This is a genomic window from Pseudomonas sp. dw_358 (genome assembly GCF_018449655.1).
Classification (GTDB): Bacteria; Pseudomonadota; Gammaproteobacteria; order Pseudomonadales; family Pseudomonadaceae; genus Aquipseudomonas.
Map to the genome: position 1 here is coordinate 51,499 of NZ_JAAVUX010000002.1, position 13,319 is coordinate 64,817.

14 protein-coding genes are annotated in these 13,319 nt (G+C 63.0%); 8 read left to right on the forward strand and 6 right to left on the reverse strand.

The window, feature by feature from the left end; genetic code table 11:
• Positions 1-30 precede the first annotated feature (30 nt).
• The 6 genes from HB675_RS03725 to HB675_RS03750 all read right to left on the reverse strand — a co-directional run bounded on the left by HB675_RS03725 (position 31) and on the right by HB675_RS03750 (position 5,704).
• Entirely contained in the window at positions 31-1,359 is a 1,329-nt protein-coding gene (locus HB675_RS03725) for an LLM class flavin-dependent oxidoreductase (RefSeq protein ID WP_213875804.1), read from the reverse strand.
• A gap of 109 nt (positions 1,360-1,468) precedes the next feature.
• Positions 1,469-1,912, reverse strand: coding sequence for an RES family NAD+ phosphorylase (locus tag HB675_RS03730; protein ID WP_213875806.1), 444 nt, complete (start codon positions 1,910-1,912; stop codon positions 1,469-1,471).
• Entirely contained in the window at positions 1,909-2,358 is a 450-nt protein-coding gene (locus HB675_RS03735; RefSeq protein ID WP_213875807.1) for an antitoxin Xre/MbcA/ParS toxin-binding domain-containing protein, read from the reverse strand. Before HB675_RS03735 ends, HB675_RS03730 begins: the two co-directional genes overlap by 4 nt.
• A gap of 104 nt (positions 2,359-2,462) precedes the next feature.
• Positions 2,463-3,932 carry an FGGY-family carbohydrate kinase gene (locus HB675_RS03740; protein WP_213875809.1) on the reverse strand — a complete coding sequence of 490 codons (1,470 nt, stop codon included), beginning with the start codon at positions 3,930-3,932 and terminating at the stop codon, positions 2,463-2,465.
• A gap of 10 nt (positions 3,933-3,942) precedes the next feature.
• Positions 3,943-4,878, reverse strand: a complete 936-nt coding sequence (locus tag HB675_RS03745; protein ID WP_213875811.1) for a transketolase C-terminal domain-containing protein — start codon at positions 4,876-4,878, stop codon at positions 3,943-3,945.
• Positions 4,871-5,704, reverse strand: a complete 834-nt coding sequence (locus tag HB675_RS03750; RefSeq protein ID WP_213875813.1) for a transketolase — start codon at positions 5,702-5,704, stop codon at positions 4,871-4,873. Before HB675_RS03750 ends, HB675_RS03745 begins: the two co-directional genes overlap by 8 nt.
• 344 nt (positions 5,705-6,048) lie before the next feature.
• Here HB675_RS03750 and HB675_RS03755 point away from each other — a divergent pair, with 344 nt between their 5' ends.
• The 8 genes from HB675_RS03755 to HB675_RS03790 all read left to right on the forward strand — a co-directional run bounded on the left by HB675_RS03755 (position 6,049) and on the right by HB675_RS03790 (position 12,900).
• Positions 6,049-6,996 (forward strand): ABC transporter permease, encoded by a 948-nt coding sequence (locus HB675_RS03755; RefSeq protein ID WP_218626428.1) that lies wholly within the window; start codon positions 6,049-6,051, stop codon positions 6,994-6,996.
• A gap of 58 nt (positions 6,997-7,054) precedes the next feature.
• Entirely contained in the window at positions 7,055-7,984 is a 930-nt protein-coding gene (locus HB675_RS03760; protein ID WP_213875817.1) for a sugar ABC transporter substrate-binding protein, read from the forward strand.
• Between the two features lie 17 nt (positions 7,985-8,001).
• A complete protein-coding gene (locus HB675_RS03765) occupies positions 8,002-9,522 on the forward strand; it encodes a sugar ABC transporter ATP-binding protein (RefSeq protein WP_213875819.1) in 1,521 nt (506 codons plus the stop codon).
• A 32-nt stretch (positions 9,523-9,554) separates the two neighbouring features.
• Entirely contained in the window at positions 9,555-10,319 is a 765-nt protein-coding gene (locus HB675_RS03770; RefSeq protein WP_213875821.1) for an SDR family oxidoreductase, read from the forward strand.
• Positions 10,320-10,344: 25 nt separating this feature from the next.
• Entirely contained in the window at positions 10,345-11,145 is an 801-nt protein-coding gene (locus tag HB675_RS03775) for an SDR family oxidoreductase (RefSeq protein WP_213875823.1), read from the forward strand.
• 58 nt (positions 11,146-11,203) lie between these two features.
• Positions 11,204-12,163, forward strand: a complete 960-nt coding sequence (locus tag HB675_RS03780; protein WP_213875825.1) for a sugar-binding transcriptional regulator — start codon at positions 11,204-11,206, stop codon at positions 12,161-12,163.
• A gap of 84 nt (positions 12,164-12,247) precedes the next feature.
• On the forward strand, positions 12,248-12,475 hold the full coding sequence (locus HB675_RS03785) for a hypothetical protein (RefSeq protein WP_213875827.1): 228 nt from the start codon (positions 12,248-12,250) through the stop codon (positions 12,473-12,475).
• A gap of 281 nt (positions 12,476-12,756) precedes the next feature.
• Positions 12,757-12,900 carry a hypothetical protein gene (locus tag HB675_RS03790; protein WP_213875829.1) on the forward strand — a complete coding sequence of 48 codons (144 nt, stop codon included), beginning with the start codon at positions 12,757-12,759 and terminating at the stop codon, positions 12,898-12,900.
• Positions 12,901-13,319: the final 419 nt, after the last annotated feature.

Genomic DNA, 13,319 nt, shown 5'->3' on the forward strand with positions numbered 1-13,319 from the left:
TCCCGGCAGCCGGGCGGGGCCCGCACAGCCTCACCTGAACCGACTCGGCGGCCGCTGCAAGCCCAGGGTCTCGCGCAAGGTGGCCCCCGGGTACTCGCGCCGAAACACCCCCGCGTCCTGCAACCTGGGCACCACCTGGCTCAGGAACAGGTCTTCATCCTCCTCCAGATACGGCGGCAGAATCACGAAACCGTCGCAAGCCTCGGCCCGGTACCATTCCAGCAACTGCTCGGCCACCTGCTCAGGCGAGCCCACTGGCGAGAAGAACGACAGGCTTTCGGCGTACCACTTGCCCACCTCGCCCACCGTCATGCCCCGCTCCACCGCTTGCTTGATCACGTATTGAAAGCGCCCCTTGCTGCCGGTGATCTGCTCGCTGATGTCGGGTAACAAGGCATCTTGAGGGTACTGGGCGAGGTCAAAATTCATGCTCGCGGACATGAAGCTCAAACCGGCTTCGGGGCGGATCAAGGCCTTGAGCAGGGCATCTTTCTCCAGCGCATCACGCGCGTCCACGCCCACTACCGGGACTATTCCCGGCAGCACCTTGATCGAATCCGGGTCACGGCCGAAGGCCTGGGCCTTGGCCTTGATCAGGCGGTAGAAATCCCGCGCGCGCTCTAGATTGGCCTGAACGACGAAGACCACTTCGGCGTTCTGCGCCGCCAGGTCGATGAAGGCTTCGGAGACACCGGCCTGGATCAGCACCGGCTGACCTTGGGGCGGACGCGGAATGTTGATCGGGCCACGTACATCGAAGTGCTCGCCATGGTGATCCACGTAGTGGAACCGGCTGGGGTCGGCGTAGAGACCGTTTTCCACATCCTTGACCAGCGCATCGTCGCCCCAACTGTCCCAGAGCTTTTGCACCACGTCGATGAATTCTTCGGCGCGCTCGTAGCGTTCGCCATGGGCGAAGTGCTCGCTGCGGCCATGATTGCGCGCCTCGCCGTCGCTGACCGAAGTGACCACATTCCAGGCCGCACGCCCACCGCTGATATGGTCGATGTTGGCCAGCATGCGCGCCGCAGTGTAGGGCGCCGAATAAGACGAGGATACCGTGCCGCCGATGCCGATATGTTCGGTCACCGCCGCCAGGGCCGCCAGCAGGGTCAGCGGTTCGGGGCGGGCCACCGGGCGATATTTCACGGTGTGGGCGAAATGGCCGCCGTAGTTGTCATCGATGGACAGCTTGTCGGCGACGAAAAGCATGTCGAGGCAGGCGGCTTCGGCGCGCCGGGCGATCTTCTTGTATAGCCGCCAGTCGATACCGCCGCTGGCGGCCGAGTCCGGGTGACGCCAGCCGCCCTGATGGGTGCCGGCCTCGAGATAAAGGGCCAAATGCAATTGCTGTGTCATGGGTGGAGCACCGTCTGATGGGGTGCGCCTACCCTAGGGGGCAGCGTTATAATGAACAAATAGCATTAAGTCATAAGGTTATTATCAGTCTTATAGACCTTACCTACTGTCAGCGCTTGAGCAAGCGATGATCAAGAGAAAATACCTCGGGCGTGATCACGGCGGTCGCCGAATCAGGATGCATGGGATTGAACAGGTAGTTTTCAGTGTGCGGCATGATCGCGCTGGGCACTGGCAAGAGCAGCGCGGTGCCTGCCCTTAAAAAACCATCGCCAAGTCCCTTCGTTTCCTGAATATCAGACTGCCACCCAGCCTCGAGTGCGAGCGGTTCGGCGACAGACACCGAATCGGGCAGCGCGATCTTGAGCAGTTGAAGTGTGTCGGGCAGATCTTCCTGATCCACCTCCAGGTGCACCAGAATTTCGAGCATCGCCCCCGCAGGCGTACTGGCGAGGTAGACCACCGGTTTACCGGCTGTGTGCCAGCGCCCGCTCACCAGAAATCCGCCACGCCCGGTCAAATCAGCAAAAGCGCTGATCCGCCAAAAAATCAAAACGCGAACCCCTCTGCCAGTTGTAGCAGCATCTCTTCGACCTGGCGGGTGCCCTGAATAGTGGACAGCATGGCGACAGGCGTCTTGCCTTCGAATCGGTCCTTGGGTTTGCTCAGCCAGCGTCGGGCTTTCTCCTGATTGCCGAAGAGCACGTCGGCCATGGCCGAGATATGCGCCGAGCGGAACAGCCGATCGCTTTCATCCACGGTCAGGGCCTGCCCTCGTTCAATGCGCGACTTCAAGGTTTTCAAGGGAATGATCTGATCTCTCTCGAGTGGGCTCAACGTGCCTTGGTCGCAGAGCGCCTTGACTCGAATCGCGGGAAACCCTGCTTCGATGAAATCATGGACTTGCTGGTCGGAAGCGTTGGCCGGGATATCCAGCAGAGCCTGGAGTCGGACTCGATAGGCGTTATAGGCCGGTTCGCGGAGCACCTCTGCAAACATGATTCACCTCCCGTTCTAGCGGCGTTTGCCGGATAGTATCCGGCAAACGCCGCAAAAGATACAGCAGGTTTTGTCACACTGCACTCCGGGAGGACAGGGAGGGATTACAACACCGCGCGACGCAACGCCTGTTGCCATTGTGCGTACTGGTTGTCGAGTGCCGCGCCCGGTTCAAAGCGTTCCCGTGGCCGTTCCAGCCCGTGCAACACCTTCTCGTCAGCCCAGATACCCAGAGCCCTGCCGGCCAAATGCGCCGCTCCCAGCGCCGAGACTTCCGGCGACAAGCTGCGCACTACCGGGCGTTGCAGCAGGTCAGCGAGAAACTGCATCAGCCAACGGTTGCGCGTGGCGCCGCCGTCGACCCAGATTTCCTTGAGCGGCTGACCCGCGTCCTGCTCCATGGCCTGGAACACGTCGCGGATCTGGTAGCCGATGGATTCCAGCGACGCACGCAGGATATGGGCGCGGGAGCTGGCCTCGGTCAGGCCGCAGATCAGGCCTCGGGCCTCGGCTTGCCAATGGGGTGCGCCGAGTCCCGAAAGCGCCGGCACGAAGTACACGCCGCCGTTGTCCGGCAAGGTCGCCGCTTGATCGGCGAGCTCGTCCAGCGACTCGCCGGCCAACACCCCCGCTGCCCACTGCACCGCCGCGCCGGTATGGACAATGTTGCCCTCCAGGGCATAGGTCGGCGCCTGGCCGTCATGCCAGGCCAGGGTCGTCGACAGCCCGTGAGCCGAAGCGATGGCCGCCGGGGTCGGCGTCATCAACGAGGAGCCGGTGCCCAGCGTGGCCTTTACCAGGCCGGGGGCGAAACCGCCCTGTCCGTACAGCGCACCATGGGAATCACCGATCATCGACAGCACCGGTATACCCGCCGGCAATTGGCCGATGGCGATGGTTTCGGCAAAGAAACCGGCGCTGGGCTGGATCTTCGCCAGCGCCCGCCGTGGAATGCCGAACAGGTCCAGCAGCTCGGCATCCCAGTCGCCGGTGTGCAGGTTGTAGAGCTGGGTGCGGGCGGCGTTGGAATGGTCGGTAGCGAATACCTGGCCGCCGCTGAGTTTCCACAGCAGCCAGCTGTCCACCGTGCCCAGGCAGATTTCTCCGGCTTCGGCGCGGGCGTGGCCGTCCGGCAGGTGGTCCAGCAGCCAGCGCAGTTTGCCGGCAGAGAACATCGGGTCCAGGGTCAAACCGGTCTTGGCCAGCACCCGCGCTTCATGCCCCTGCTCATGCAGTAGCGCACACAACGGCTGCGAACGCCTGCACTGCCAACTGACCAGCGGCCCCAATGCCTCGCCCGTGGCGCGGCTCCAGGCCAGCACCGATTCGCGCTGATTGCTGATGGCCACGGCGTCGATGGGCTGAAGCACCTGGCTCAAGCATTCCTCGATGCTGGCCAGGGTGCCGGCCCAGATCTGCTCCGGGTCCTGCTCGGAAAAGCCCACTTGCGGATGGGTGACGCTCAACGCCCGAGAGGCCCGCGCGACCACTTGGCCGCGCTCGTTGACCAACACCGCCTTGGCGTTGCTGGTGCCTTCGTCGATGGCCAGGATCAAAGGGGTGGTGTAGCTCATGATCAGGTCCTCAACGCAGGCGCACAGCGGCGGCAGCGATGCCGGCCGCATCGATGCCGTGCAGTGCCCGGGTTTCCTCGCGCCCGCCCGCCGCCGCGTATTCGCCATCGGCAATGCCCAGGCGGATCAGGGCCATACCCAGTCCCGCTTCGGCCATGACCTCGGCCACCACGCTGCCGACGCCACCATTGATGTTGTGTTCTTCCACAGTCACTACCCCACCCTTGCCACTCAGGGCCTCCAACAAGGCTGCGCGGTTCAAGGGGCGTATGGACGAAAGATTCAGCACCTGAGCCTCGATGCCCTGCTCGGCCAGCAAATCTGCGGCTGCGACCGCTTCGTGCACCACCGAACCCAGCGCCACAATGCTCAGGTCCGCACCGCGACGCAAGACATCGACCTGGCCGGGCACGAATTGGTAGTCGTCGGCATGCAGCGCGGGCAACGGTTTGCCGTCGAGGCGGATGTACACCGGGCCGACATGGTGCAAGGCGTAATCGGCAATCTGCCGGCACTCCAGCGGGTCGGCCGGGGCAAAGATCTGCACGTTGCCAAAGCCGCGCATCACCGAGATGTCGTCGATGCTGTGATGGGTGCTGGCCAACGGGCCGTAGCTGGCGCCGGCGTTGAGGCCGAACATCTTGACGTTGGCCTGGTTGTAGCAGACGTCCACCTTGATCTGCTCGTTGGCCCGGGAAATCAGGAACGGCGCGGCATTGCAGGTGGCCGCCACCTTGCCACCCAGGGCCAGGCCTGCAGCAACACCCACCAGCGACTGCTCGGCAATGCCGACGTTGACCAGGCGCTCGGGGAAGCGTTTGACGAAGGGGCTGATCTTCGCGGTGGAAGTGGAGTCGCTGACCACGGGGACCAGATCGAGACCGCCGTCCACGGCAGCCATGAACGCCTCGACCATCACAGTGGCAAAATGCTCGGCATCAGACATGGCTCAGTTCCTCCAGCGCAGCAGTGACTTCGTCGCCCTTGGGCACCCGGTGGTGCCACTCGGGGCGTGCTTCTATAAAGGACACGCCCTTGCCTTTGATGGTATGGGCGATCAGCACCTGTGGCGCGCCGCTGCGGCCCTGCATGGCTTCCAGTTGCTCAATCAACTGCGCCGGGTCGTTGCCGTCGCATTCGCTGACGCCGAAGCCGAACGCGGCCCATTTCACGTCCAGCGGGTCCAGCGGCATGATCTCGGCGGTCAGGCCGGCCAGTTGCAGCTTGTTCTTGTCAACGATCACGAACAGGTTATCCAGCTTGTATTTCGCCGCACACATGGCCGCCTCCCAGTTGGAGCCCTCGGCCAGTTCACCGTCGCCGGTGAGCACATAGACCCGCCGCTGGCTACCGGACATCTTCGCCGCCAGGGCAATGCCCACGGCTACCGGCAGGCCATGGCCCAGGGCGCCGGTGTTGAGCTCGATGCCCGGGGTTTTCTGCCGCACCGGATGGCCCGGCAGGTGCGAGTTGAAATGCTGATAGGTGGGCAGCCACTCCAGCGGGATGTAGCCCGCCTCTGCCAAGGTGCAGTACAGGCCGCCCACACCATGGCCCTTGCTCTGTATGTAGATATCACGCTGCGGGTCCTGCATGCGCTCGGGCGCCACGTCGAGGATGCGGAAGTACAGGGTGGCGAGAATATCCGCTTCCGAGAGGTCGGCACCGGTGTGGCCGCCGGCCGGGGAGTTGGCGTTGAGGCTGATGATGTGCCGGCGAATCAGCCGGGCTTTCTCGCGGATCTGTGTCGCGTCGTACTGGAAAGCATTCATGGATTGTCCCTCGTGGGCTGCCTCGTGGGGGTGACAGCAGGATCGCTTTATTGGCTAAACCGTTTGAATATTTATTCACCACTGCAAATATATTTATATTTAGACGCCGTTTTTATCCAGCGGTCAATAGCCCCTTGGGGATATTAAATTGCTTGACAATGTGTCGAGACGAGCCGAACCTGAATTAAAAATCAGGTGCGCATATTTATTCAAGGCGCCTGAAGCACTGCACAGCGACGTACTCCAACAAAAACAAATCAGGAGAACACACAGTGGACGGCAACGTTTCGGCACCTCATTCCGGCGCCCAGCCCACCGACAGCAAAACCACCAGCCGTTCGCGCCTGGTCAAACTGCTTCCCAACAACATCGGCGGCCCGCTGATCGGTCTGGCCCTGCTGGTGCTGGTCTTTTCCTTCAGCTCCGAATATTTCTTCTCGGTCCGTAACGGCCTGAACATCCTCGACCAGGTCACCGTATTGGGCATCCTCGCCCTGGGCATGACGGCGGTGATCGTGATCGGCGGCATCGACCTCTCGGTCGGCTCGGTGCTGGCCTTCTCGATGATGATGCTCGGCTGGCTGTATCAGGACGTCGGCGTGCCGTTGGGCTTCGCCATTCCCCTGGCCATCGGCACCGGCATGCTGGCCGGGCTGGTGTCCGGGCTGCTGATCTCCTATGCCCGGCTGCCGGCGTTCATTGCCACCCTGACCATGATGTCGGTGGCCCGGGGCCTGGCCAATATCCTCACCGAGGGCCGGCAGATTGTCGGCTTTCCGGACTGGTTCACTTCTTTGGCCACGGTGCGGCACTTCGGATTTCTATCCGCCACCGTCGGCCTGTTTCTTCTGCTCGCCGCAGGCAGCTGGGTCTACCTGCGCTACCGGGCCGGCGGGCGCAACCTCTACGCCATTGGCGGCAGCGCCGAAGTGGCGCGGCTGTCGGGGATCAAGGTGCGCAAGATCACCCTCTGGGTCTATGCCCTGAGCGGCGCCCTGGCGGGTATCGCGGCGGTGACCCTGGCCGCACGACTGGACTCGTCCCAGCCCAGTGCCGGCCTGACCATGGAACTGGACGCCATCGCCGCCGTGGTGATCGGCGGCGCCAGCCTGAGCGGTGGCGTCGGCGGTGTCGGCGGGACCCTGGTGGGCGTGCTGATCATCGGCGTGCTGCGCAACGGCCTCAACCTGCTGGGGGTTTCGCCGTTCATTCAACAGGTGGTGATCGGGGTGGTGATCGCCCTGGCCGTGACCCTCGACACCCTGCGGCGCCGGAACGGCAGCCGCGGCTAATACCCTTCAACTGCAAGCCCTGCCGTAAAACCAAAATAATAATCAGGAGTCATTTGCCATGTTCAAGCCCCGCAAACTGTTGCTCGTCGCCGCCCTCGCTGCCGCGTCCCTCACCGCTGGCCAGGCCTTTGCCAAGGACCTGACCATCGGCCTGGCCGTGGCCAACCTGCAGGCTGACTTTTTCAACCAGATCAAGCAGTCGGTGGAAGCCGAGGGCAAGGCCAAGGGCGTGAAAATCATCACGGTGGACGCCCAAGGCAACTCTTCGACCCAGGTCAGCCAGATCGAAGACCTGATCACCCGCCAGATCGACGTGCTCATCTATATCCCGGCTGGCGCCACCGCCGCCGGGGTACCGGTCAAGGCTGCCAAGGCCGCCGGCATTCCGGTGATCGCAGTGGACCGCAACGCCCCCGACGCGCCGGGCGATACCTTTATTGCCAGCGACAGCGTGGCCGGCGCCAAGGCGCTGGCCGAATACGTCGGCAAGGTGACTCAGGGCAAGGGCCGCGTGGCGATCCTGCAAGGGCAGATCGGCACTACCCCGGAGAACGATCGCGCCAAGGGTTTCGACGAAGGCCTCAAAGCCTTCCCCGACCTGAAGGTGGTGGCTCAGCAACCGGCCGAATGGGCGCAGGACAAGGGCTTTGCCGTGGCCCAGGACATGCTCCAGCGTGACCCCAACATCACCGTGTTCTTCGGCCGTGCCGACGCCATGGCCCTGGGCGCCGCCCAGGCAGTCAAGGTCGGCAACCTCGACCATCCGGTGACCGTGGTCGGCTTCGACGGCGACGTCGCCGCCCTCAAGGCGGTGGCCAGTGACGTGCTGCAAGCCACCATGACCCAGCAGACCCAGGCCATGGGCCGCCTGGCGGTGGACTCGGCCATCGACTTCAAGGCCGGCAAGAGTGTGCCCAAGGAGCAACTGCTCCCGGCCGTGCTGACCACTAAAGACAACGTCGACCCCTTCATCAAACAGCACCCTTGAGCCGGACGGTGACGACCATGCACGCACTGACTGCTAATGCCCCCCTCCCGGACAGCCAGGAAGTCGCCCTGAGCCTGCGCAATATCGGCAAGAACTACGGCGGCGTCCAGGTGCTGGCGGGCATCAACGCCGACATCAAGGCCGGTGAAGTGCTGGCCCTGCTAGGGGAAAACGGCGCGGGCAAATCGACCCTGTCGTCGATCATTGCCGGCGTGGTGCCGCCGGACGCGGGCGGCAGCATGACCTGGTTGGGGCAGCCTTATGCCCCGGCCACGCCAGGTGCGGCACTGGACGCCGGGATCGGCCTGATCCACCAGGAGATCCGCCTGCTGCCGGAACTGTCCATCGCCGAAAACATGTTCGTCGGCCGCCTGCCCATGCGCAATGGTCGGGTCGACCGCGAGTACATCGAGGCCCAGGCCGACAAGCAGCTCAAGCGTCTGGGCCTCAATGTGCCCGCCTCGCGCAAGGTCGCGGGGTTGAGCGTGGCGGCTCAGCAACTGGTGGAAATCGCCAAGGCCCTGACCCTCAAGGCGCGGTTGTTGATTCTCGATGAACCGACGGCAGCCCTGGGCGGCGAAGAAACCGAACTGCTGTTCAAGCAGGTCGAACGCCTGAAGGCCGAAGGCGTGTCCTTTATTTACATCAGTCACCGCCTCGAAGAAATCGCCCGGGTCGCCGACCGGGTGTTGGTGCTGCGCGACGGCCGGCAGATCTCCGTGCACTCGACGGCGCAACTGCCGGTGCGCCAGCTGGTGGAGGAAATGGTCGGCCGCAGCCTGGAGCGGATCTTCCCCGCCTTGAGTGAACCGGCCAATCGCGTGGTGATGCGGGTCAAGGACCTGACCTGCCGCGAATTCGGCCTGCACGACATCGATTTCAGCGTGCGTGCCGGGGAAGTCTTCGGCATTGCCGGGGTGGTGGGTGCCGGGCGCACCGAGCTGGTCCGGGCCATTGCCGGGGCGGCGGAACACATCCAGGGCCACTTGCAGCTTGATGGCGTGGACCGCCATTTCAACAACCCCAACCAGGCGATCCAGGCCGGGGTGGTGCTGGTGCCCGAAGACCGCAAGCAACAGGGCGTGATCGTCAGCCACCGCATCGAAGACAACCTGGCCTACGGCAACACCGACCTGATCGACGCTCAGGGCTGGGTCATGCCCGCACGACTGCGCGAGTTCGCCCTCAAGGCGGTGTCGCGGCTGGGGGTCAAGGGCGCGCCTGAGCAGGCGGTGTCGAACTTGTCCGGCGGCAATCAGCAGAAAGTGATCATCGCCAAGTGGCTGGCGCGCAATCCCAAGGTGTTCATTCTCGACGAGCCGACGCGCGGCATCGACGTGGGCGCCCGCGCCGCTATCTACGAGGTCATTGCGGAACTGGCCGCCACCGGCATGGCCGTGATCGTGGTCAGTTCGGATCTGGATGAAGTGCTGGGCCTGTCTCATCGGGTGATGGTCATGAGCCGTGGCCGGCAGATGGGCATTCTGGAGCGCGGCGTGGCGACACCGGTGACGGTGATGGAATTGGCAACGGCGTAAAAACCTGACAACAACACTTTCGGGAAACCACCATGCAACTCTTTCGTCTCGATGGACAAACCGCATTCGTCACGGGTGCCGGCAGCGGCATCGGCCAGGCCATTGCCGTGGGCCTGGCACAGGCCGGTGCCCATGTAGCCTGTTTCGACCTGCCCGGCAGCGCCGGCATCGGTCAGACCGTGGAACGCATCCAGGCGCTGGGCAGGCGTGCCCTGGCCCTCAGCGGCACAGTCACCGACAAGGCCAGCCTGGACAGCGCCGTGGCCGCCTGTGAAAGCGAGCTCGGGCCGCTGACGGTGGCCGTCAACTGCGCCGGCATTGCCAACGCTCAGGCCGCTGAAGCGCTGGAGCTGCAACGCTGGCAGACCATGCTCGACATCAACCTGACCGGCATCTTCCTCAGTTGTCAGGCGCAAGCGGCGGTGATGCTGCCACGCGGCAAGGGCGCCATCGTCAACATCGCGTCCATGTCCGGCAGTATCGTCAACCGAGGCCTCTTGCAGGCTCACTACAACACCTCCAAGGCCGGGGTAATCCACCTGAGCAAGAGCCTGGCCATGGAGTGGGCCGACAAAGGCCTGCGGGTCAACTGCATCAGCCCTGGCTACACCGCCACCCCCATGAACACCCGGCCGGAAGTGGCCGACCAGGTGAAGATCTTCGAGCAAACCACGCCCATGGGGCGCATGGCGCAGGTGGAAGAAATCGTCGGCCCGGCGATCTTTCTCGCCAGCCAGGCGGCTTCGTTCTGTACCGGCGTGGACCTGATCGTCGACGGTGGTTTTGTCTGCTGGTAAGCCTTGTTTTTCTGGAGTGCGTGTCATGTCGCAAAGATTTACTGCAAAAACCGTAGTCATTACCGGCGCCTGCCGTGGCATCGGTGCCGGTATCGCCGAGCGCTTTGCCCGCGAAGGGGCCAATGTGGTGCTGGTTTCCAACGACCTGGAACGGGTCACCGCCACCGCTGCGCGAATTGCCCAGGCCCATGGCGCACCGACCCTGGCCCTGGCGGTGGATGTCACCGACGAAGCTCAGGTGGTAGAGATGTACAAGGCCGCGTTCGAGCGCTTCGGCCGTATCGACGTATCGGTGCAGAACGCCGGTATCATCACCATCGACCACTTCGACAGCATGCCCCGGGGCGACTTCGACAAGGTGCTGCAGGTCAACACCACGGCGGTATGGCTGTGCTGCCGGGAAGCGGCCAAGTACATGGTCAAGCAGGGCAGCGGCCGGCTGATCAACACATCCTCGGGCCAGGGCCGCCAGGGCTTTATCTACACACCTCACTACGCTGCCAGCAAGATGGGCGTGATCGGCATCACCCAAAGCCTGTCGCTGGAACTGGCGCGCCATGGCATCACGGTCAACGCCTTCTGCCCCGGCATCATCGAAAGCGAGATGTGGGACTACAACGACCGGGTCTGGGGGCAGATCCTCAGCACCCCGGAAAAAACCTATGGCAAGGGCGAGCTGATGGCCGAATGGGTCGGCAACATCCCCATGAAGCGCGCCGGCAAGCCCGAAGACGTCGCCGGGTTGGTGGCATTTCTGGCCAGCGACGATGCGGCGTACCTGACCGGTCAGGCGATCAATATCGATGGCGGATTGATCATGTCGTGACGCGGTCCAATACTCGGGTTTGTTATCATCGCCCGCGTCAACCGTCCCTGAGAGCGTTATGAGCCAGATTGAAGAACAGCGCCTGATCACCAAGATCGCCAGCCTCTACTACGAGGAAGGCTTGAAACAGTCGCAGATCTCGGCTCAGCTCGACCTCTCGCAATCCTTCATCAGCCGCGCCTTGCAGCGGGCCCTGCAGGACGGTGTGGTGAAGATCACGGTGATGCGCCCGCAAGGGCTGCACCTGGAGCTGGAGCGCGAACTGCAGCAAGGCTATGGCGTGCGACGGGTCATCGTGGTGGAAGCCACGGTGCCCGACGACGAGGAAAGCCTCAAGCAGGCCATCGGCTCGGCCGCCGCGCACTACCTGGAAACCACCCTCAACAGTGACGACAGCATCGGCATTTCCTCCTGGAGCTCGACCATCCGCGCCATGGTCGGCCACCTGCACACCCAGTCCGGGCGCCAGGCGGCGCGCGAAGTGGTGCAATTGCTGGGCGGCGTCGGCAACAAGGGCGCTTTCGAGGCCACCCTGCTGACTCAGCGCCTGGCCACCCTGCTCAACTGCCCGGCCTACCTGCTGCCGTCCCAGAGCATCGAGCAATCGGTGCAGAGCAAGGACCGCATCATGCAGATGGACGAGGTGCGCGAGGTGCTGGAACGTTTCGACAGCGTGACCCTGGCCATTGTCGGCATCGGCGAGCTGGAGCCGTCGCAGCTGCTGCGCAACAGCGGCAACTACTACACCGAGGAAATGCTCAAGGTGCTGGCAGAACGGGGCGCAGTGGGCGACATCTGCCTGCGTTACTTTGACCAGAACGGCCAGCCGGTGCTGGACGAGGATGAGGAATTCGTGGTTTCCATGGCCCTGCCCAAACTGCACGACGTGCAACGGGTGCTGGCATTGGCCGGTGGGCAACGCAAGGTGCAGGCCATTCGCGGGGCGTTGAAGGGTGGGTTTGTGGATGTGTTGATTACCGATCTGGTGGCGGCTGAGGGGTTGCGGGGGGCCTTGTAGCGCGAAATGAAGCATCGTTTGAACTTGCCCCCGGCCGCCGGCCGCTGCAAACTTCCCGCCTTTGCCCCCACGCCAAGGCCCGCCATGACCGTCGAAACCCCAGAAGCGCTCAAAGCCCGAAAAATGCTCCAGCTGGATGCCGTCCTCGAAGCCATGGCCACTGAAACCCGCGATGTGTCCAAAGCCTTCTTTCACGGCTGGGTATTGTCGGCCGCCATGGAACTCTGGGACCGCGGTGTCCTGACCCAGGAAGAGCGCCTGGCTGTTGAAACCCGTGCCACCACTATTGCCACTCCCGCGAACGCCGAATAACCCCGATCACTGTTGCACTGACGACACCGGACGGACAACAACTTCCCGGTTTCAACAGACAAACTTCCCGCTCACTCCCGGAAACCAGCGCGCTCCGGGACTGCGCTGTCTGGCACACTAAGTGCAACTTCTCTGACGTCGCCTGACTATGCCAATAGAGGGTCCCTTGTTTTGACCCACTGGACTGTCTGGAGCACTGATGAAGTCGCGCTTGCCACACCGTACAAGACCCCTTCCCATGGCGATCGCCATCGCCCCTACTTTTCAGCAAAAAGTGGAACGTGTTTTTCGATGGCAAGAACCTCACCGACAAGCATTACGTGACGGCCTCGAAGAACTCGCTGGACCTCAAAGGGCAGGATTCGGCCAACTTCTATGTGGGCGACGGGATCGGGTTTACCACGGGGGTTACCTACAACTTCTGATTGAGCCGGTGTCGGCAAACCTCGAGAGGCTCGGTCGACGAATCGTGGTGTTCGATGCCGCGCTGCGCAGCGTCTACGCAATGCTCGAGCCCCCGGTCGAGGCGGAAGGCTTCGTCAGGGTGCAGACCCTCGAATGACGGCAAAAAACCGCGAATGTGAAATGCAACTCACATCCGTATCACGAATTTTTCAACCTCCGCTGGATACTCTTGCCTGGCTTCTTCAAGTTACACAGCCCGCTCCCCCCCATCGCGGGCTTTTTTTTGCCTGAAATTCCTTGCCACTCGATGGAAAATGGCGAATGTGAAATGCAGATCACATCCGTATCACGAATTTTTCAAGCGCTGCTGGGTATTCTTCACTCGCTCCTTCAGTTTTACCGCCCGCTTTTCCCCATCGCGGGCTTTTTTTTGCCTGCG